The 20,197-nt window shown below is 73.1% G+C and carries 19 protein-coding genes, 1 pseudogene and 1 riboswitch; of the genes and pseudogenes, 7 read left to right on the top strand and 13 right to left on the bottom strand.

The genetic code is table 11. The features are described 5' to 3' along the window. Positions 1-37 precede the first annotated feature (37 nt). Entirely contained in the window at positions 38-982 is a 945-nt protein-coding gene (locus OG896_RS20035) for a D-2-hydroxyacid dehydrogenase family protein (protein ID WP_329374155.1), read from the bottom strand. 77 nt (positions 983-1,059) lie between these two features. Further along, on the bottom strand, positions 1,060-4,785 hold the full coding sequence (gene cobN, locus OG896_RS20030) for a cobaltochelatase subunit CobN (protein ID WP_329374153.1): 3,726 nt from the start codon (positions 4,783-4,785) through the stop codon (positions 1,060-1,062). 281 nt (positions 4,786-5,066) lie between these two features. Next, positions 5,067-5,174, bottom strand: a riboswitch (cobalamin riboswitch). A 94-nt stretch (positions 5,175-5,268) separates the two neighbouring features. On the opposite strand from cobN, the gene cobG reads away from it, so the two are divergent. From cobG to OG896_RS20015, 3 genes are read left to right on the top strand one after another with little or no spacing between them, the layout of a single operon-like run. Beyond that, positions 5,269-6,699: a precorrin-3B synthase gene (gene cobG, locus OG896_RS20025; protein WP_329367300.1), complete on the top strand. Its 1,431-nt coding sequence runs from the start codon at positions 5,269-5,271 to the stop codon at positions 6,697-6,699. Between the two features lie 20 nt (positions 6,700-6,719). Further along, the gene (locus tag OG896_RS20020; protein ID WP_328466302.1) at positions 6,720-7,382 is read left to right on the top strand and encodes a precorrin-8X methylmutase; all 663 of its coding nucleotides are present in this window, start codon (positions 6,720-6,722) and stop codon (positions 7,380-7,382) included. Further along, complete coding sequence (locus OG896_RS20015; protein WP_329367297.1) at positions 7,379-8,971, top strand: precorrin-2 C(20)-methyltransferase; 1,593 nt, start codon at positions 7,379-7,381, stop codon at positions 8,969-8,971. Before OG896_RS20020 ends, OG896_RS20015 begins: the two co-directional genes overlap by 4 nt. Before the next feature lie 109 nt (positions 8,972-9,080). Here the strand turns inward: OG896_RS20015 and OG896_RS20010 are convergent, their stop codons facing one another. Together OG896_RS20010 and OG896_RS20005 are read right to left on the bottom strand one after the other, a co-directional pair. After that, positions 9,081-9,824 carry a cobalt-precorrin-6A reductase gene (locus tag OG896_RS20010; RefSeq protein ID WP_329367295.1) on the bottom strand — a complete coding sequence of 248 codons (744 nt, stop codon included), beginning with the start codon at positions 9,822-9,824 and terminating at the stop codon, positions 9,081-9,083. Positions 9,825-10,035: 211 nt separating this feature from the next. Continuing rightward, positions 10,036-10,272 carry a hypothetical protein gene (locus tag OG896_RS20005; RefSeq protein ID WP_329367293.1) on the bottom strand — a complete coding sequence of 79 codons (237 nt, stop codon included), beginning with the start codon at positions 10,270-10,272 and terminating at the stop codon, positions 10,036-10,038. Between the two features lie 674 nt (positions 10,273-10,946). On the opposite strand from OG896_RS20005, the gene OG896_RS20000 reads away from it, so the two are divergent. From OG896_RS20000 to OG896_RS19985, 4 genes are all read left to right on the top strand, one after another. Beyond that, positions 10,947-11,297 (top strand): hypothetical protein, encoded by a 351-nt coding sequence (locus OG896_RS20000; protein WP_329367291.1) that lies wholly within the window; start codon positions 10,947-10,949, stop codon positions 11,295-11,297. A gap of 299 nt (positions 11,298-11,596) precedes the next feature. Next, positions 11,597-11,872 (top strand): hypothetical protein, encoded by a 276-nt coding sequence (locus tag OG896_RS19995; RefSeq protein ID WP_328466309.1) that lies wholly within the window; start codon positions 11,597-11,599, stop codon positions 11,870-11,872. Between the two features lie 162 nt (positions 11,873-12,034). After that, a complete protein-coding gene (locus OG896_RS19990) occupies positions 12,035-12,313 on the top strand; it encodes a hypothetical protein (RefSeq protein WP_329367288.1) in 279 nt (92 codons plus the stop codon). A 152-nt stretch (positions 12,314-12,465) separates the two neighbouring features. Beyond that, on the top strand, positions 12,466-12,813 hold the full coding sequence (locus OG896_RS19985) for a hypothetical protein (protein ID WP_329367286.1): 348 nt from the start codon (positions 12,466-12,468) through the stop codon (positions 12,811-12,813). 184 nt (positions 12,814-12,997) lie between these two features. Here the strand turns inward: OG896_RS19985 and OG896_RS19980 are convergent, their stop codons facing one another. The 9 genes and pseudogenes from OG896_RS19980 to OG896_RS19940 form a co-directional block, all read right to left on the bottom strand. Continuing rightward, the gene (locus OG896_RS19980; RefSeq protein ID WP_329367284.1) at positions 12,998-13,858 is read right to left on the bottom strand and encodes an alpha/beta fold hydrolase; all 861 of its coding nucleotides are present in this window, start codon (positions 13,856-13,858) and stop codon (positions 12,998-13,000) included. Positions 13,859-14,278: 420 nt separating this feature from the next. Beyond that, positions 14,279-15,022 (bottom strand): precorrin-4 C(11)-methyltransferase, encoded by a 744-nt coding sequence (gene cobM, locus OG896_RS19975; protein ID WP_329367282.1) that lies wholly within the window; start codon positions 15,020-15,022, stop codon positions 14,279-14,281. Continuing rightward, the gene (gene cbiE / locus OG896_RS19970; protein WP_329374151.1) at positions 15,019-16,248 is read right to left on the bottom strand and encodes a precorrin-6y C5,15-methyltransferase (decarboxylating) subunit CbiE; all 1,230 of its coding nucleotides are present in this window, start codon (positions 16,246-16,248) and stop codon (positions 15,019-15,021) included. Before cbiE ends, cobM begins: the two co-directional genes overlap by 4 nt. 178 nt (positions 16,249-16,426) lie before the next feature. Then, a complete protein-coding gene (locus tag OG896_RS19965) occupies positions 16,427-16,999 on the bottom strand; it encodes a dihydrofolate reductase family protein (RefSeq protein ID WP_329367280.1) in 573 nt (190 codons plus the stop codon). Positions 17,000-17,152: 153 nt separating this feature from the next. Next, positions 17,153-17,563, bottom strand: coding sequence for a rodlin (locus OG896_RS19960; RefSeq protein ID WP_329367278.1), 411 nt, complete (start codon positions 17,561-17,563; stop codon positions 17,153-17,155). 160 nt (positions 17,564-17,723) lie between these two features. Further along, positions 17,724-17,942: a hypothetical protein gene (locus tag OG896_RS19955; RefSeq protein WP_329367276.1), complete on the bottom strand. Its 219-nt coding sequence runs from the start codon at positions 17,940-17,942 to the stop codon at positions 17,724-17,726. A 596-nt stretch (positions 17,943-18,538) separates the two neighbouring features. Next, positions 18,539-18,775: pseudogene (locus OG896_RS40445) on the bottom strand (chaplin); the annotation flags it as partial. Between the two features lie 137 nt (positions 18,776-18,912). Further along, on the bottom strand, positions 18,913-19,155 hold the full coding sequence (locus OG896_RS19945) for a chaplin (protein ID WP_329367273.1): 243 nt from the start codon (positions 19,153-19,155) through the stop codon (positions 18,913-18,915). 377 nt (positions 19,156-19,532) lie between these two features. Next, positions 19,533-19,943 carry a rodlin gene (locus tag OG896_RS19940; protein ID WP_328466329.1) on the bottom strand — a complete coding sequence of 137 codons (411 nt, stop codon included), beginning with the start codon at positions 19,941-19,943 and terminating at the stop codon, positions 19,533-19,535. Between the last annotated feature and the right edge of the window lie 254 nt (positions 19,944-20,197).

The following is a 20,197-nucleotide window of genomic DNA, read 5'->3' as shown; positions in this document are numbered from 1 at the left end:
AGGTCTGAAGATCCGAAGGTCCGAGAGCCCTTCCTGATCAGAGGGTCCGTACGGGCGCGCCCGCCCGCCACGCCTCGATGTCCTCGACGGCGTCGGTGTAGAAGATCCGGTACGTCGTGTCCGTCACGTAGCCCATGTGCGGGGAGAGCAGGGTGCGGGGCGCCGCACGCAGCCAGTGGCCGTCGGGCAGCGGCTCGGTGTCGTAGACGTCCAGGCCGACGCCGGCCGGGCGGTCCGTGGCGAGGGCCCGGCGCAGCGCGTCCTCGTCGATCAGCCCGAACCGCGAGGTGTTGACGAGGTAGGCGTCCGGGCGCATGGCGCCGAGTTCGGCGTCGCCGACGAGGCCGCGGGTGCCGTCGGCGAGCACCATGTGCACGGTGACGACCTTCGCGGTGGCGAACAGCTCGTCCTTCGCGACCAGCCGGGCGCCGCCCTCGGCCGCGCGCTCCGCGGTGAGGTTCGGGCTCCAGGCGACCACGTCCATCCCGAAGGCGGCTCCCACCGCGGCCACTTGGGCGCCCAGCCGGCCGAGGCCGACGATACCCAGCACGTCGCCCGCCAGGTCCGGCGCGATCCGCTGCTGCCAGCCGCCGGCCCGGATCGCGGCGTCGTCGGCGGCGACCTGGCGGACCAGGCCGAGGATCATCGCCCAGGTCAGCTCGGCGGTGCCGGTCGGATGGGTGCGGGTGCCGCTGACCAGCACGCCGAACTCGGCGGCAGCGGCCACGTCGACGGCCGCGTTGCGCATGCCGGTGGTGACCAGCAGCCGCAGCCGGGGCAGCCGCCGCAGCACCTCGCGCGGGAAGGCGGTGCGCTCGCGCATCGCCACCACCACGTCGAACGGCTCCAGGGCGGCGACCAGTTCGTCACGGTCGGCGAGGTGCCCGGGGAAGAAGACCGTCTCGGCCCCGGGCAGCCGCCCGGACCAGTCGGCCAGCGACTCGGCGACCTGCTGGTAGTCGTCCAGTACGGCGACACGCATCGGCACGGCGGCTCCTCCTGGGTGGGTCTCCTGGGGTCTCCTGGCTGCGGCGATCCTACGACCGCGCTCCCTGGGGCCTACCCCGCGCTGTCCTCCGCATCGCCGCCTTCGAGGTCGCCCTCGGTGTCCAGGTAGACCTGGCGCAGTTCGGCGAGCACCGCGGGGTCGGGCTCGGCCCACATGCCGCGGGACTCGGCCTCCAGCAGGCGTTCGGCGATGCCGTGCAGGGCCCAGGGGTTGGCGTCCTGGAGGAAGGCGCGGTTGGCGGGGTCGAGGACGTACGCCTCGGTGATCTTGTCGTACATCCAGTCGGCGACGACGCCGGTGGTCGCGTCGTAGCCGAACAGGTAGTCGACGGTGGCGGCGAGTTCGAAGGCGCCCTTGTAGCCGTGCCGGCGCATCGCCTCGATCCAGCGCGGGTTGACCACGCGGGCGCGGAAGACCCGGGAGGTCTCCTCGACCAGGGTGCGGGTGCGGACGGTCTCGGGGCGGGTGGAGTCGCCGATGTACGCCTCGGGGGCGGTGCCGCGCAGCGCCCGGACCGCGGCGACCATGCCGCCGTGGTACTGGAAGTAGTCGTCGGAGTCGGCGATGTCGTGCTCGCGGGTGTCGGTGTTCTTCGCGGCGACGGCGATCCGGCGGTAGGCGGTCTCCATCTCGCCGCGGGCCGCCCGGCCGTCCAGGCCCCGGCCGTAGGCGTACCCGCCCCACACGGTGTAGACCTCGGCGAGGTCGGCGTCGGTGCGCCAGTCGCGGGAGTCGATGAGCTGGAGCAGCCCGGCGCCGTACGTGCCCGGCCGGGAGCCGAAGATGCGGGTGGTGGCGCGCCGCTCGTCGCCGTGTTCGGCGAGGTCGGCGCGGGTGTGGGCGCGGACGTGGTTGCGGTCGTCGGGCTCGTCGAGGGAGGCGGCCAGCCGGACCGCGTCGTCCAGCAGGGCGACGGTGTGCGGGAAGGCGTCCCGGAAGAAGCCCGAGATGCGCAGGGTGACGTCGATCCGGGGGCGGCCGAGCTCGTCCAGCGGCACGGGCTCCAGGCCGGTGACGCGGCGGGAGGCGTCGTCCCACACCGGGCGGATGCCGAGCAGGGCGAGCGCCTCGGCGATGTCGTCGCCCGCGGTGCGCATCGCGGAGGTGCCCCACAGGGACAGCCCGACGGAGGCGGGCCAGTCGCCGTTGTCGGTGCGGTAGCGGGTCAGCAGGGAGTCGGCGAGGGCCTGTCCGGTCTCCCAGGCGAGCCGGGAGGGCACCGCCTTGGGGTCCACGGAGTAGAAGTTGCGGCCGGTGGGCAGCACGTTGACCAGGCCGCGCAGCGGCGAGCCGGACGGCCCGGCGGGCACGAAGCCGCCGGCCAGGGCGTGCACGGTGCGGTCGAGTTCGTCGGTGGTCGCGGCGAGCCGGGGCGCCACCTCGCGGGCGGCGAACTCCATGACGGCGGCGGCCTGCTCGCCGTACCCGGCGGTGGCCGCGGGCACGGCGGCCGGGTCCCAGCCGGCGTCCTCCATCGCCTGGACCAGGGCGCGGGCGCGCTCCTCGACGGCGTCGGCGGCGGTGCGGGTGGCGGCGGACTCGTCGAGGCCGAGGGCCTCGCGCAGCCCGGGCAGGGCCGCGGTGCCGCCCCAGATCTGCCGGGCCCGCAGGATCGCCAGCACCAGGTTGACCCGGTCGGTGCCGGCCGGGGCCTGGCCGAGGACGTGCAGGCCGTCGCGGATCTGGGCGTCCTTGATCTCGCACAGCCAGCCGTCGACGTGCAGCAGGAAGTCGTCGAAGCCCTCGTCGTCGGGGCGGTCGGCCAGGCCGAGGTCGTGGTCGAGGCGGGCGGCCTGGATCAGGGTCCAGATCTGGGCGCGGATGGCGGGCAGCTTCGCCGGGTCCATCGCGGCGATCTGGGCGTGCTCGTCCATCAGTTGTTCGAGGCGCGCGATGTCGCCGTAGGAGTCGGCGCGGGCCATCGGCGGCACGAGGTGGTCGATGAGGGTGGCGTGCGCGCGGCGCTTGGCCTGGGTGCCCTCGCCCGGGTCGTTGACCAGGAACGGGTAGATCAGCGGCAGGTCGCCGAGCACCGCGTCCGGGCCGCAGGCGGCCGAGAGCCCGGCGTTCTTGCCGGGCAGCCACTCCAGGTTGCCGTGCTTGCCGAGGTGGATCATCGCGTCGGCGCCGAACCCGCCGTCCGCGGCCGGGGCGGCGATCCAGTGGTACGCCGCCAGGTAGTGGTGCGAGGGCGGCAGGTCGGGGTCGTGGTAGATCGCGATCGGGTTCTCGCCGAAGCCGCGCGGCGGCTGGATGAGGATCAGCAGGTTCCCGTGCCGGAGCGCGGCGAGCACGATGTCGCCCTCGGGGTTGCGGCTGCGGTCCACGAAGAGCTCGCCGGGCGGCGGGCCCCAGTGCCGCTCCACCGCGGCGCGCAGCTCCTGCGGCAAGGTGGCGTACCAGCGGCGGTAGTCGGCGGCGGGGACCCGTACCGGGTTGCGGGCCAGCTGCTCCTCGGTGAGCCAGTCCTGGTCGTGGCCGCCGGCGTCGATGAGCGCGCGGATGAGGGCGTCGCCGGAGTGGGGGGCGGGGTCGGGCGTACGTTCCAGGTCGTCGCCAGGGTGCGGGTCGCCGGGGGTGCGGTCGGGGGCGTTCGCCGGTGCCGGCCCGGTGTCCAGGCCGGTGTCCAGACCGGTGTCCAGGCCCGGGACCGGGTCGGGGCCGAAGTCGTAGCCCTCCTCGCGCAGCCGGCGCAGCAGGACCATCGCGCTGGCGGGGGTGTCGAGGCCGACCGCGTTGCCGATGCGGGAGTGCTTGGTCGGGTAGGCGGAGAGCACCAGGGCGAGGCGCTTGTCGGCGGCGGGTATGTGGCGCAGCCGGGCGTGCCGTACGGCGATACCGGCCACCCGGGCGGCGCGTTCGGGGTCGGCGACGTACGCGGGCAGGCCGTCGGCGTCGACCTCCTTGAACGAGAACGGGACGGTGATCAGCCGCCCGTCGAACTCCGGAACCGCGATCTGGGTGGCCGCGTCCAGCGGCGAGACGCCCTCGTCGCTCGCCAGCCAGGCGGCGCGCGAGCCGGTCAGGCAGAGCGCCTGGAGCACCGGCACGTCCAGGCCGGTGAGCGCGCCCGCGTCCCACGCGTCGTCGTCGCCGCCCGCGGACGCCTCGGCGGGACGGGTGCCGCCGGCCGCGAGCACGGTGGTGACGATCACGTCGGCGGCGGCCAGTTCGGCGACGAGTTCGGGCTCGGGGGTGCGCAGGGAGGCGACGAAGTACGGCAGCGCGCGGCCGCCGCCCGCCTCGATCGCGTCGCACAGGGCCGCGACGAAGGCGGTGTTCCCGCTCATGTGGTGGGCGCGGTAGTAGAGCACGGCGACGGCGGGGGCCTGGGCGGGCGTCTCGGCGGCCGTGCGCTCCAGCGGGCCCCAGGAGGGCGCGGGCGCGGGCGGGTCGAAGCCGTGGCCGGTGAGCAGCACCGTGTCGGACAGGAAGCGGGCGAGCTGCTCCAGGTTGGCGGGGCCGCCGTGCGCGAGGTACGCGTGCGCCTCGGCGGCGAGGCCGACCGGCACGGTGGAGGCCGCCATCAGCTGGGCGTCCGGGGCCTGTTCACCGCTCAGGACGACCACGGGGAGGCCGGTGGCCAGCAGCGCGTCCAGCCCCTCCTGCCACGCCCGCAGGCCGCCGAGCAGGCGTACGACGACCAGGCCGGCGCCCTCCAGCAGCCCCGGCAGGTCGTCCAGGGCGAGGCGGGTCGGGTTCGCGAAGCGATACGGCACCGGCCCGCCCGCCGCCCGCGCGCTCAGCAGATCGGTGTCGGAAGTGCTCAGCAGCAGAACGCTTTCGCGGTGCCCCTGGTGGTGTGCCGCCGCATCCGCGGAAGCACGGTCACCCTCAAGGGGCGTGTGGGGGTCCCTCCCAGGCGAAGCGCCGGGGGAGAGCGGAGCGACCAGCCCAGGCGCACCCGCGGACGAAGACGCGTCGGCAAGGGGCGGCCCCTCGCTCGCCGGAGAGGTGGTCCTGGAACCGGCAGAACGGGGCAACTCGGGAGGACCCGTAACGGTCACGGCAAACCCTTCCTCGGGGTGTCCGCGCCCCGGGCAGTGTCGGACGGCGGGAGTTCCTGGCTCGCTCGACCGCCGGAGGCACCCGGTGGTCAAGTTCACAGTGGCGGGACCGCGCCGGATTCGCACCGGGCTTCCTCCCCTGTCGCCGTCTGCGGCGATGGCGAACCGGAAGGTCCGCACGGGGAGCATAGTAAGCGCCGTAGCCGTTCAGCAGTTCATCCGATTTGTGGCACGGTCGGTATGCTCGCCGCCATGTCCACCGCCCCCGACCAGCCCCGCCGGCCGCCCCGGCCGGCCGCCGAGGCATGTCCGGCGGACGGAAACGCGCAGGTGCGCGAGGGTGCCGGACAGCCGCGGAACCGGGCGGACGCCTGCCCGGGGGCGCTGCGGCTGCACCCGGCGGACGACGGCGCGCTGGCCCGTGTCCGCATCCCCGGCGGAGTGCTCACCGCGGCGCAGGCGCAGCGGTTGGGCGAGGCGGCGCGGCGGTTCGGCGACGGTGATGTCCATCTCACTTCGCGCGGCAACGTCCAACTGCGCGGCCTGGGCGCGGCCTGCGGGGCGGACATGGCCCAACTGCTCGGCGCGGCCGGGCTGCTGCCGTCGGCGGCACACGAGCGGGTACGGAACATCGTGGCCTCGCCGCTGTCGGGCCTCGACGGGCGGGGGCACCTGGACGTCGGGGAGTGGCTGCGGGCGCTCGACGGGCTGCTGTGCGGCAGCGGGACGGCCGCGGCGCTGTCCGGGCGGTTCCTCTTCGCCCTCGACGACGGGCGCGGCGACGTCGCGGCCCTGGCCCCCGACGTGACGCTGCGCGCGGCACCGGACGGGACCGCGTTGCTGCGGGTCGGCCGCAACCCGGCCCTCCGCCTTCCCGCCGCCGACGCGCCCCGGGCCGCGCTGCTCGCCGCGGAGGCGTTCGTCACGTCGGCCGCGCCCGACGGCGGCGAGCCCACCGCATGGCGGGTGGCCGACCTGCCCGACCGCGGCGCGGCCCTCACCGCCGCCCTCGCCGACCGCCTTACCGCGCCTCCGGCCACCGAGCCGACCCCGCCCTCCGCCTCCCCCGACCCCACCCGGGGGAAAGCCGCCCCCACCCCGCCCTCCGACTCCCCCGCGCTCGGCCCGATCCCGCACCCGGCCACCCCCGGCGGCCCCCTCGCCCTCTCCGTCCTCGCTCCCCTCGGCCGCCTCACCCCCACCCAGTGGCGTGCCCTGACCGCGCTTGCCGCCCGCACCCCGGCCGCGCACTTGCGGCTCACCCCGTGGCGCGGCGCCGTCGTCCCCGGGGTGCCCGCCGACCGCGCCCAGGAGGAGCTGGCCGCCCTCGCGGCGGCCGGACTGGTGACGGACACCGCCTCCCCGTGGGTCGGCGTGAGCGCGTGCGCCGGGCGGCCCGGATGCGCGAAGTCGCTCGCCGACGTACGCGCGGACGCGGCGGCCCTCGTCCACCCGGCCCCCGGGGACAGCGCCCCCGCCCGCCCCCTCCCCGTCCACTGGTCCGGCTGCTCCCGCGGCTGCGGCCGCCCCCGCACCGGCGACCGCGTCGACGTCGTCGCCACCTCCGGCGGCTACCGTGTGGACCTCTTCCGTACCGGCGCCCCGCCACGCGGCGCCCACCCCCGACCCTCCGACCTCGCCGCCACCGTGGCGGCCGCGCGCCGCGGCGCGCCGATCGAATGAGCGAGACCACCGTGCCTCCTGTGCCCCCGGTCCCCCCGGGCTCCGCGAACCCGTACGCGTACGAGTACGAGAAGGACGGCGCGGCCATCTACCGCCGCTCCTTCGCCACGATCCGCGCCGAGGCGGACCTCGGCGGGCTGCCCGCGGACGTCAGCCAGGTCGCGGTGCGGATGATCCACGCCTGCGGGATGGTCGACCTGGTGGCCGACCTCGCGTACAGCCCCGGCGTGGTGGCCCGGGCCCGGGCGGCGCTGCGGGCGGGGGCGCCCGTGCTGTGCGACGCGGCGATGGTCGCCAGCGGGGTGACGCGCAAGCGGCTGCCCGCGGACAACGAGGTGATCTGCACGCTCGGCGACCCGTCGGTGCCCGCGCTCGCCGCCGAACTCGGCACCACCCGCACCGCGGCGGCGCTGGAGTTGTGGCGGGACCGGCTCGACGGCGCCGTCGTCGCCATCGGCAACGCGCCCACCGCGCTGTTCCGGCTGCTCGAACTCGTCGCCGACGGCGCCCCGCGGCCGGCCGCCGTCATCGGCGTCCCGGTCGGCTTCGTCGGTGCCGCCGAGTCCAAGCAGGCCCTGACCACCCACCCGTCGGCCCTCGACCACCTGGTCGTCCACGGCAGGCGCGGCGGCAGCGCCATCGCGGCAGCCGCACTCAACGCGATCGCGAGCGAGGAAGAATGAGCAGCCGCCTTTCCGCGGAGCACGACGCCACCGCCCCCGAGGGCCCGACCGCTGCCGGCAGCGGTGCCGGTTCCGGCGTGGGGCGGCTGTACGGGGTCGGTCTCGGGCCCGGCGACCCGAAGTTGATGACCCTGCGGGCCGTGGAGGTGATCGCGGCGGCCGACGTCGTGGCATACCACAGCGCGCGGCACGGCCGGTCGATCGCCCGGGGGATAGCGGCGGCGCACCTGCGCGACGGGCAGATCGAGGAGCAACTGGTCTACCCGGTGACGACGGAGACGACCGACCATCCCGGCGGCTACCAGGGCGCGATGGAGGAGTTCTACGAGCAGGCGGCGGCGCGGCTGGCGGCGCACCTGGACGCGGGGCGCAGCGTCGCGGTGCTGGCGGAGGGCGACCCGCTCTTCTTCGGGTCGTACATGCACATGCACAAGCGGCTGGCCGGGCGGTACCCGACGGAGGTCGTGCCCGGGGTGACGTCGATGGCGGGCGCGGCCGCGCGGCTGGGGGCGCCGCTGGTGGAGGGCGAGGAGTCGCTGACGGTACTGCCCGGCACGCTGCCGGAGGAGGAGCTGGCCGCGCGGCTGGCGGCGGCGGACACCGCGGTGGTGCTGAAGCTGGGCCGTACGTTCCCGGCGGTGCGGCGGGCGCTGGAGCGGTCGGGGCGGCTGGCGGAGGCGCGCTACGTCGAGCGGGCCACGATGGCGGGCGAGCGGATCGCGGAACTGGCCGAGGTGGACCCGGAGTCGGTGCCGTACTTCGCGATGGCGGTGCTGCCGAGCCGGGGCGGCGCGGCGGTGCCCCGGCAGGAGCGGGCCGAGGAGGCGGCGGCCGAAGGCGTCGGGCATGTCGTGGTCGTCGGCACCGGGCCGGCCGGGCCGCTGTGGCTGACCCCCGAGACGCGCGGCGCGCTGGCCGCGGCGGACGACCTGGTCGGCTACACCACCTACCTGGACCGGGTGCCGGTCAGGGCCGGACAGCTGCGGCACGGCAGCGACAACCGGGTGGAGGCCGAGCGCGCCCAGTTCGCGCTGGAACTCGCCCGCAGGGGGCGGCGGGTGGCCGTGGTGTCCGGCGGCGACCCGGGGGTGTTCGCGATGGCCACCGCCGTGGTGGAGGCCGCGTCGCAACCGCCGTACCGGGACGTGCCGATACGGGTGCTGCCCGGCGTGACCGCGGCGAACGCCGCCGCCGCGCGGGTCGGTGCCCCGCTCGGCCACGACTACGCGGCGGTCTCCCTGTCCGACCGGCTCAAGCCGTGGGAGGTCATCGCCGAGCGGCTGCGCGCGGCCGCTTCCGCCGACCTGGTGCTCGCGCTGTACAACCCGGGGTCGAAGAGCCGGACCTGGCAGGTGGCCAAGGCACGCGAACTCCTGCTGGAGCACCGCTCTCCCGACACCCCCGTGGTGGTCGCCCGTGACGTCGGCGGCCCGGGCGAGCAGGTCCGGATCGTCCGCCTCGCCGATCTGGAACCCGCGGAGGTCGACATGCGCACCCTGCTCATCGTCGGCTCCACCCAGACCAGGACCGTGGTGCGCGGCGACGGCGAGCAGGTGGTCTGGACACCGCGCACCTACCCCCGGAGCTGACCGCACCCCCCTCCCGCCACCGCGCCCTCAGCCCCTCCGCCCCTGCACCCCCTCCCGCCACCGCGCCCTCAGCCCCTCCGCCCCCGCACCCCCTCCCGCCGCCGTGCGCTCAGCCCATCCGCTCCCGCACCCACCGCGCCGCCCGCTCCACGTCCTCCGCGACCTCCACCCCCGCCACCCCCCGCGGCCGGCGCACCACCACCACCGGCAACCCCGCCTCCCGCGCGGCCACCAGCTTCGCGGCCGTGGCCGCACCCCCGCTGTCCTTCGTCACCACCACCCCGATCCGGCGCTCCCGCAGCACCGCCCGCTCCCCCTCCACCGTGTACGGCCCCCGGTCCAGCAGCACCTCCATCCGGCGCGGCACCGCCCCTTCCGGCGGGTCCACCGACCGCACCAGGAACCACAGGTCGTCCAGCCCGGCGAACGCGGCGAGCCCGGTGCGTCCGGTGGTCAGGAACACCCTGGAGGCGATGCCGGGCAACATCTCGGCGGCCTGCGCGAGGGAGGCCGCCGGATGCCAGCGGTCGCCGGGGCCGGGTGTCCACCCGGGTCGGCGCAGCGCCAGCAGCGGCACCCCCGTGTGTGCGGCGGCCTCCGCCGCGTGCGCGCTGATCGTCTCGGCGAACGGGTGCGTGGCGTCCACCAGCGCGTCCACGGAATGGTCGCGCAGCCACCGCGTCATCCCGTCGGTCCCGCCGAACCCGCCGATCCTCACGGTTCCCTGCGGTAGGCGGGGGGCCGCCACCCGCCCGGCCAGCGACGACGTCACCCGCACGGTGCCCATCGCGACCAGCACCCCCGCGAGTTCCCTCGCCTCAGCGGTCCCCCCGAGAACCAGCACATGCCGCACACCGCACCCCTTCCCACCAGCCCCTCGACCCCGCATCGTACGTTCCACGTGAAACATTCCTCCCGGCCCACCCCACCCTGACGGTCGACGGCCCACCCGCCGGCAGGTGCTCCCGGTGCCGACCGCGCACGGGCGGGAATTCCGGTAACTGCTCACGCCATTCCGCTCGTTCCGGCCGGTCGCCGAGTCGAACGCGCGGCTGGTGAAGATTTCAGGCCGCCGGCCGGAGAATCTCCGGAAATCTCCCCGAAGCGCCTACTGAGCTTCCAAAGCCGGGCAGGAAGGCGCCCTCCGATTTGCCGTCGAGCCGGTCGATCACCACCCCGGTCCGGGAAAGCGCATAACGCCCATGCCCACCATGTCGACGGAACTGGTCGACCTTGGTGACGACAACATCGAACTCAGCCGAACGACCGTCCAGAACCGTCCAGAACCGGCCTGCCGCCACGGCTCCCGACCCTCCCTGCCACGGCTACCGGACGGCGCGCCGCAGGTCAACGGGGTTGCGGGCGAACGCAGTTCCGTTGTCGAACACCTCGGCGAGCGAACCCCCGGGCCCGGTACCGGAATTCGCACCCCTGACACCGACAAAGGACACCCGGTGACGATCCGCCCGCGCCGCATGACACGAACGAGTGAAGCGCAGAGAAGCGAAAGACCCCGTTAGCGGGCGTGCCGTCGGCGGTGGAATCGCGATCGGGTCAACCAGTGCCGCCGATGCGCCACCGGGCCGCCGAACCTGGCACATCGCTCCCGGCACCGGCCCCGCAGATGCGCGCCGTCGGATTCGGCGCAGGCGTGAACTCGCCGCCCGGCTCTCCCACCTGCGCCGCGCAGTTGTGAACGAGGACCGCCCGGTTGATCGGGCTGGCCGACCGAATCGGCGGCTACTGCTAGCCTTCACGCAGTCACGGTAGGTAATCGACCCCGTGCGTCAATTGAAGGATCAGGGATATGCGCAAACTCCAGCAACTGGCAGTCGTCGCCATGGCAGTCGGCAGCCTTTCCGCCATTGGCGCGGGCGTCAGTTTCGCCGACACGCAGGGCCAACTGCCTCCCCAAGGGACGCAGGGTCAGCAAACCCCGCAAGAGACGCAGGCCCAGCAGGCCCCCCAAGGCGGCATGCAGCAGGCCCCGCAGCAGGCGCAGGGCCAGCAGGCTCCCCAGGGCGTGCAGCAGGCCCCCCAGAGCCAGCAAGCTCCCCAGAGCGCGCCGGCCCCGCAAGGGACGCAGGTCTCCCCCCAGGTCGCTCCCCAGCTGTCGCCGACCGTCACGCTCCCGCAGGCCCTGCCCCTCGGAGCCCCGCAGGCCGCCCCCCAGGAGGCGCCGCAGGAGCAGAACAACCTCTTCCGTCCGTACCAGGAGTGCAGCCCGCAGACGGTGCTCCAGGCGAACATCCCGATCGCCCTCCTGGGCGACTCCAAGACCCAGGGCGACACCTGCACCCAGGTGAACAACGCCTTCAACAAGTAGGGAACGGACCCACGGGACCGTCTCCGTTGCGCTCTCCAGGCGACGGCCCTTCGAGTCTGAACACCCTGCGGGCTGAGCCGATCAGGTTGTTCCGGGCGGCGCGTCACTCAAGCGACCACTGAGGCCCAACTCCCCTCACTGAGAACGGTGTTGGGCACTCCGCTTCGACCGAATGGCCCCAGAAGAACCGGTTGGCCACCTCACGTGCCTCTCACGCCTCACGGCATCCAGTGCTTATCTTCATCACACCGTGAGTCGGTCACGGAGAGTATCCGATCAACCACACGAAGGAAACAGACATGCGCATGATCCAGAAGGCAGCCGTCGTGGCCGCCGTGCTCGGCACCATCGGCTTCGCTGGCGCCGGTGCCGCCTTTGCCGGCGACCACGGTGGCAGCGAGTACCAGGTGTCGCAGAGCACCTCGTGCAAGTCGCACGACCTGAACCTCGACGTCCTCGGCGAGGTCGGCGTCCTCAACGGCCTGCTGGGCAACGCGCTGAACGGCGAGGGCAACCCGGGCGCCCAGGCCACCAGCCTCGGCTCGACCATGGGCTGCAACAACAGCGCCTTCTGAGCGCTGCCGGAGTAGCTGAACCCATGGAGGCGGCGGGCCCCACCATCACGGCCCGCCGCTTTCATGCGCCCCTTCAGAAGTACCGGTGCGCATCCGGGCCCATGACAGGGCCATCGCACCGCGCATCGTCAACCATGCCAGACCCAAAACATGGAGCATGACATGCACAAGATCTACAAGGCGGTCGCCGTGGCCGCCATGCTCGGCAGCTTCGGCCTCGTCGGCATCGGCACCGCCGCCGCGTCCGACAACCCCGGCGGGAACAAGTTCAACGTGCAGCAGAGCACCTCGTGTAAGTCGCACGACCTGAACCTCGACGTCCTCGGCGAGGTCGGCCTCCTCAACGGCGCCCTGGGCAACGCCCTGGGCGGCGAAGGCAACCCGGGCGCCCAGAGCTCCCAGCTCGGCTCGAGCATGGGCTGCAGCAACAGCGCCTTCTGAGCCAGACCAGCCCAGTAGGTACCAGATGGGTCCCGGAATCCACGGCCGAACCCCGGCCCCTCGGGCGCCGGGGCCCATCCTCACGGAGACCAGTTGAGACCGGACACCGGTGCTGGTCCGAGTGTGACACCGACCGCGAAGGAACACGGCACATGTTCAAACACACGAAGAGCGCGGCCCTCTCCGTGCTCGTGGGTGGCCTCTCGTTGGCTTGCGTGGGTATCGGCCATGCCGTTGCCGCGGGGCCGTCCACCAACTGCACGCGTGACGCTCAGGGGAACGACACCTGCGTCACCAAATCCGAGAACACGTACACCAGCAAAGACGGCACCTACCACCTGCAGCAGCAGCAGGACTGCACCAACGTGTCGCGTCAGGAGCCCCAGACACCGCAAGTCGCGGTGGGGCAGCCGGGGACGACGCAGATCGGGGCGGTCGTCGACTGCTCCAACCACGCGCCGGCACCCGAGGGATTCAAAGCACCCGACATCTCACGCTAGTGCCGTGGCGGGCACTCGCCGCCCCCACGGATGAGGCGCGGCGGGCCGAACCCCGTCCACTGCGTCCCCGTCGACAGATGGCCGGACCCGGATCGTCCCCGGGCCCGGCCATCTGTCGTGCACCCCGGCGGCCTCGGCGCGCGCTCCGCTTCGCGTGCGCCTCAGACCGCGGGCCGGAACACGGTCACGCGGTCCTGCCCAGCCACTCGATCGGGTTGGTGTACGAAAGACCGGTGAGTTGCTGGTCGGTGCAGAACCTGGTGATCAGGTCGGAGAACTCCGAGATCCGCTCGACCGGCGCCAGATGGTCGGCGTATTTGATGGTGGTGAAAGCGGCCCGCGGAAGGGCCGCGGCGACTGCACGGCCCATCGCCGGTGTGCAGAGCGTGTCGTACTCACCGGTGCACACCAGGATCGGCACGGCGGGAACCGGCTCGTCCCGGTACCAGTCGTGGGTCATCAGCCGCGCATTGTGCTCCACCGACTTGTTGATGTCATCCTCGGACTGCGCCATGAACTGTCCGTAGAGCAACCGCGAGACCGCCTGGTGCTTGTAGACCACACCGGTTCCGGGAGGAGACATGAACTGCTCGACCAGTTCGGAGGCGATCTGCGCCCGGTCGCCGAGTTCGAGCATGCGCGCCCACCGCGGGACAGCGGAGGAGTAGTGCGCCGGGATGGCCGTGGTCATCCCGACCAAGCCCAACTTCACCAAGCGGTCGGAGTAGTGCTGCGCGTATCGCAGAGCGATGGCCCCGCCGAAACAACTGCCGATGACATTCGCCCGGTGAATGCCCAGTTCCTGCATCATGTGGTGCACACAGTCGGCAAGGAAGTCCATCCCGTAGCTGGCGGGGAGGAAATCCGCACTGCCGTAACCGGGCAGGTCCACGGTGATGATCGTACTGCATTCGGCCAGCCACTTCTGGTGCCGCAGCCACGCGAAGCGGTTCTGCGCCGAACCGCCCAGCAGCACCAGCGGTTCCGTCCGGGGGTTGTCCTGACGAACAATGCGGCAGTGATACGCAAATCCCTCGAAGACCAACGTCCTTTCCTCCGACTGCGCTTGGGCAGGTGCCCCGGAGTCAGGGCGGGGAACCGGCACAGAGGTGTCCTGTGACGTGCTGATGTCAGAGCGCATAATGTCTCCGAGCGCGCGCGAAGAATGGGGAACCGAACACCATGATCCACCCTTTGGAGCATGGAGAGCCCAATCTCACCCACGGTGGGCGTGTCGGAACCCGCCCATGCGATCCGGACTTTTGCCCGTGCCGTACTCGGCCATTTCCCGGACGGTCGGCAATCGGGAGCCTTTTACGAGGTGGGGCAACTCGGGATCGCCGCCGATCACCATCGGACAATTCCCCTGCGCCCGACGCGTCGAACTGGCCGCCGCGGCAATCCGCTTCGGCCGCGGGGGTGGCTGACCTCGCCGGCCGCGCGGTCGGCCGACCTCGCCCGCTGCTCAGTCGCGCACGCGGGCCGTGGAGTAAAGGTGGCTGTCGAGGAAGGACTCGGCTGCCAAAGTGCGGCCTACGATGATGACGGCGGTCCGGCGGATTTCCGCGTCGTGGACCTGTTCCGCGATGCTGCCGAGGGTGCCGCGCAGCACCACCTCGTCGGGGCGGCTGGCGAATGCCACGACTGCGGCCGGGCACTGAGCACCGTAGTGCGGCGTCAACTCGGCGACGACACGGTCGACGTAGCCGGCGGCGAGGTGCAGGACGAGCAGGGCGCCGCTGCGGGCGAGGGTCGGCAGGTCCTCACCGGGCGGCATGGGCGTGGCCCGCTGCGCCACCCTCGTGAGGATCACCGTCTGCCCGACCGCCGGCACCGTCAACTCCCGCTTGAGCGCGGCAGCGGCCGCGGCGAACGCGGGCACCCCGGGCACCACTTCGTACGGCACCCCGGCCGCGTCGAGCCGGCGCATCTGCTCGGCCACCGCGCTGAACACCGACGGGTCCCCGGAGTGCAGCCGCGCCACGTCGTGGCCGTCGCGGTGCGCCCGCACCAGCGCCTCGGTGATCCCGTCGAGATCCATCCGCGCGGTGTCGACGAGTTCGGCCCCGGCCGGGCAGTCGGCGAGCAACTCGCGCGGCACCAGGCTCCCGGCGTACAGGCAGACCTCGCACGAGGCGAGCAGCCGCGCACCGCGCACCGTGATGAGGTCGGCGGCGCCGGGCCCGGCGCCGATGAAGTAGACGGTCATTCGTCTTCCGCTTCTGCTGGATCGGCCGGCTTGACCACCGACCACTGGGTGACCGGCATCGCCTGACGCCAGCCGGTGAAGGCGCCGACGGGTGCGGCGTGGGCGACCGAGAGCCGTACGAGGTCGCCGCCGCGGCGGCGGTAGTGGGCGGCGAGCAGCGCCTCGGACTCCAGGGTGACGGTGTTGGCCACGAGCCGGCCCCCCGCGGGGAGCGCGTCCCAGCAGGCGTCGAGGAGGCCGGGCGCGGTGAGGCCGCCGCCGACGAAGACCGCGTCGGGAGCGGGGAGTTCGGCCAGTGCGGCGGGTGCGGCGCCGGTGACGACCCGCAGCGCGGGCACCCCGAGCCGTGCGGCGTTGGCGGTGATCCGGGCGGCCCGTACCGGATCGCGCTCGACACCGACCGCGCGGCAGGAGGGGTGCGTACGCATCCACTCGATCGCGATCGAGCCGGAGCCGCCGCCGACATCCCAGAGCAGTTCGCCGGGCGCGGGGGCGAGCGCGGCCAGCGTGACCGCGCGGACATGGCGCTTGGTGAGCTGCCCGTCGTGGTCGTAGCTCTCGTCCGGCAGCCCGGGCACCGCGCCGAGCCGCCGAGCGTCAGGGGCGCGCCGGCACTCGACGGCGACGACGTTGAGCGGGTCGCCGGGTGCGTGCGGCCAGCCGTCGGCGGTGCCGTCGGCCGCGACGCGCTCGCGGGCACCGCCCAGTTGCTCCAGCACCCGCAGCCGGCTGGGCCCGAAGCCGCGGTCGCGCAGCAGCGCGGCGACCTCGCCGGGGGTGGCGGCGCCCGCGCTGAGCACGATCAGCCGGCGGCCGTGGTGCAGCGCGGCGGCCAGGGCCGCCGCCGGGCGGCCGACGAGCGTGACCACCGCGGTGTCCTCGACCGGCCAGCCGAGCCGGGCGCAGGCGTAGGAGACCGACGAGGGGTGCGGCAGCACCCGCAGCGCTTCCGGGCCGAGCACCTCGGCCAGGGCCCGGCCGATGCCGTGGAAGAACGGGTCGCCGCTGGCCAGCACGGCGATCGCGCGGCCGTCGTGCGCGGCGAGCAGCGCGGGCACGGCGGGCCGCAGCGGCGAGGGCCACGGCACCCGCTGCCCGGCGCACTCCGGTGGCAGCAGGTCGAGTTGGCGCGGGCCGCCGATCAGCGTGTGCGCGGCGCGCAGCGCGGCACGGGACGCCTCGGGCAGCCCGTCCCAGCCGTCGGCGCCGATGCCGACGACGGTCACCGGGGTGGGGTCGGAGCTCACGCGGACACCTCGGGTCGGGGAAGCGGCAGGTCAGCAGGACCTTACCGACCAGCCGCCGACCCCGGCCCGCCGGGTGCGCCGGGCCCGCGGCCCCACGGTCCGCCGCCAGGAGCAGCTGAGCCTCCGCCCGCGGTGCCCCGCGCGGTCCTGCCTGCGGCTACGCCCTCGGCTCCGGCCCGAGGCCGTAGGTGAGGTAAGCGAACTGGCCGAACTGCTCGACCGAGGTCAGGGTGAGCCGGTCCGACTCCAGCCGGCGCGGCAGCAGCGGGGCGCCGCCGGTCAGGATGACCGGTGCGACGCCGAGCACCAGCTCGTCCAGCACGCCCGCGTCGGCGAACTGCCCCGCCAGCTCGCCGCCGCCGACCAGCCAGATCGTACGGTCGCCGGCGGCCGCGGCCATCGCGTCGTGGACCGGCCGGACGTCGCCGCGCACGAAGGTGATGTCGATGCCGGGCACGGCCGGCAGCTCCCGGTGGGTGAACACCCAGCACGGCGTGTCGCCGTACCAGCTGCGCCACTTCTCGGGCTGCCGCAGCATCTCCTCGTGCTCCAGCATCCACTCGTAGGTGGTGGCGCCGAGGGCGAAGGCGCCGACCGCCTCGAAGAACACGGGGAAACGGGCCCCGCCCTCCCCGCCGTGGTCGGCCGTGAAGAGCCAGTCGAGCGATCCTGCCTCGTCCACGATCCTGCCGTCGATGCTCGTCGCGGTGAAGTACGTCGTCTTGGGCATCGCCTCACCGTAGCGGCGGGCACTGACAGCGGGGCATGCCGACGGGCCGCCGGCGAGGGGGGAAGGCCGGCGGCCCGTGCGGGGTGGAGCGGGCCGGTTCGGCTCGCGGGGCGAGCGTCACCGGCCGATGGCCGGGAAGCGGCCGGGGGTGGCTCAGTGGTTGGCCACACCGTTGCCGGAGAGCACCGGGATGTTGCTGAGCACGTGCGAGAGCGGCTCGTCGCCCTGCGCCTGGGTGGAGTTCTCGGTGCACTGCTGGTTCTGCGGCGACGTCAGCACGTTGACGTCCTGGACGGTGACCGGGATGAGGCCGATCAGCGAGCCGACGTTGGCCTTCACCGGCACGCCGAGGCAGGGCTTGTTCAGGGTGCCCTGGACCAGGCCGATCTGCGGGCTCTGGGTGCCGCCGGTCTGGGTGTTGCCGTACGCCTGCTCGGCGCCGTTGCCGTTCACCGTGGTGGTGCCCGCATCGTTGCCGATGGCCATGGCCTGCGGGGCGGCGGCGGCACCGACGGCGGCGACCGACGCGGCGAGAGCAGCACCGGCAAGCATCTTCTTGATCATTTTCGTCCTTTTTTAGGTGCTTGGTGCACTGTTCTGGAAGGTCTGGAGCAATCTGGTCAACTGCCCCAACGAGGTTTGGTTCCGGCCTTTCACTCCGACGGGGGATAAGCCGGGCGGGCGGAAAGGACGGGAAAGTCGGGAAGGCGGCAAGTGAGCGGCGTCAGCCGAGCGGCAGGCCGTTCGTCGGCAGCCCGCCGAGCAGCGAACCGGCGGGCAGTCCCCCGGTGGCTTTGGCCAGCCCGGACAGTGCGGAACCCGCGATGTCGGTGCCGTTCTGCGCCGTCTGCAGGGCGGAGCCGACGGGCGTCGCGTCGGCGATCTTCTGCAGCGGCTGCTCGTTCAGCGCCTGGTCGACACCGGCGTTGATGCTCGTGGGCATCGTCGACATGTTGCCCACAGAGACGGGGGCGCCGCCGGCGCCCTCGGCAAAGGCGGGTGCGGCCATTCCGGCCGCCATCACCGATCCGGCCACTGCCGCCGCAACCTTTGAGTACTTCACTTGTCACCCTTTCCTAAGCCGAGAGCCGGCGGCCCGGCCCTGGGGAGGGCGAGTGCCGCGGGACACCGTCGGATGCCGAAGTCCGGCGCCGTGTACAACGACCACGCCGATCCGCAGGCAACGGAAATCACACCGCATCGGCCGACAATCACCCTTACGTGCAGAACAACGGCGCGGTCCTGCTGTCAATCGCCTTTCCGGGGCGCATTCCTCGATACGCCGCCGGAACGGTTTCAGCGCGTTCGGGCCGTGGCGCGCGCCGCATTCGAGGCCGCGTGGGAGCGTCGGTACAGCAGCGCTCCGCCCATGAGCAAAGCGGCTCCGGCCGCTCCCGCGATGCCGAGTTCGCGGTTGTCCAGCCCGGTCTCCGCCAGCCGCTGGTGCACCACGACAGGCTTGGCCGGGGACACGGGGGGGACCTTCTCGGTGCGCGGCGGCGCCTGGGGCGCGGGGGTGGTGGGCGCAGGGGACTCGTCGTTGCGGCAGGAGTTGCCGAACGCCGGGTTCAGCAGCCCGGCCGCGTCCACGGTGTTGCCGCACGCGTTGATGGGCGCGTGCACCGGGACGTCCACCGAGTTGCCCGACAGGATGCCGGGCGAACCGGCCGCGGTGCTGTCGCCGCCCGCATCGGCGTGGGCAGCACCTCCCGCCACGGCCAGGACACTGCCCGCGGCAGCAACGGTGAGCAGGCTCCGGCTCAGGATCTGTCGCATCGACTCTTCTTTCCGCATTGCTACTCCAGAGGCGCGCGGCTCTTCCGCGGCCCCGACAGACGCCCCGGAGCGATCATCCGTGCCGCACTCCGGGGCGGTACCTGATCAGGGCGCTGTCACGACCCGTCAGGCAGACGTCAGTGGCTGTCGGCGTTGACGCACGTGTTGCCGAACGAGGGGTTCAGCAGCGCGATCACGTTGACGGTGTTGCCGCACAGGTTGACCGGCACGTGCACCGGGACCTGGACGACGTTGCCCGACAGCACGCCCGGCGAGCCGGCGGCGACGCCGCCGGCGCCGGCGCTGGCGAACGCGGGGACAGCGGCACCGGCTGCCATCAGGGTGCCGGCGGCGACCGCTGCGACCTTCGAGTACTTCACGGTGGACTCCTTTTCCGGAAACGGCGTCGTGCACCGCCACGGCTTTCGTGACGGCCCGCCGGGCAATTCCACGCCCGAGCACACCGCTGCCGACCGGACCAACGAGCGCCCTGGTGTCGAGGAAACTCCCCGATCGCCACCGGGGCACACTATCCACCCGAATGGGCGGTGTAACTCGCCGAAATCCCGGAATCCCGCGCCGCCCCGATTCCGCCCGGGCCGTTCCCTTTTCCGCACGGCGACGGCCCCGGTCCGCCCGACGGAGACATCGGGGGCCGGGGCCGTACACGACCGAACGAGGCCGGAGCGAGCCGGTCGGGAATCGGTCGTAAGCGGGTCGCGATCCGGTCGGCGGCGAAAGCGCGCCGATCAGTGGATCAGTGGTTGGCCGCGCCGTTGCCGGACAGGATCGGCAGGCCGTCCAGGATGTGCGAGAGCGGCTCGTCACCCTGCGACTGGGTGGAGTTCTCGGTGCACTGCTGGTTCTGCGGCGACGTCAGCACGTTGAGGTCCTGGACGCTGACCGGCACGACACCGATGAGCGAGCCGAGGTTCGCCTTGGCCGGCAGGGCGATGCAGGGCTTGTTGAGCGAACCCTGGATCAGCGCGAACGACGGGCTCATCACACCGCTGGTGTAGGTGTTGCCGTAGTTCTGCTCGGAGCCGTTGCCGTTGGCGGTGGTGGTGCCGTGGTCGTCGCCGATGGCCATCGCGCCGGGGGCGACCGTCGCGGAGACACCCGCGAGCGAGGCCGCGACGGCGGCCGTGGCGAGGATCTTCTTGATCACGATAGGTCCTTCTGGGAAGAGAGGGTGGCCCCGGTACCAGGGCCAGTCTGATCAACAGCGCGACAGCCGGTTGGTAATGAACCTTCACCCGAACGGATAGCCCCGGTCACCGTGCGGGACGCATTCCCTCACAAGGGTGATTGCCGATCTCCGACACTGACACCTCGTCGCGTGGGTGAAATCCGATGGTCATAAGAAACGGCCAGCTCAGAGCGACTGCCGGCGGCGCCGCGCGTCCTGCGCGCGTTACCCGG

This window comes from Streptomyces sp. NBC_00669 (assembly GCF_036226785.1).
Classification (GTDB): domain Bacteria; phylum Actinomycetota; class Actinomycetes; order Streptomycetales; family Streptomycetaceae; genus Actinacidiphila.
Note: the sequence above shows the minus strand (reverse complement) of the source record. Positions and strands in the feature narration are given on the sequence as shown.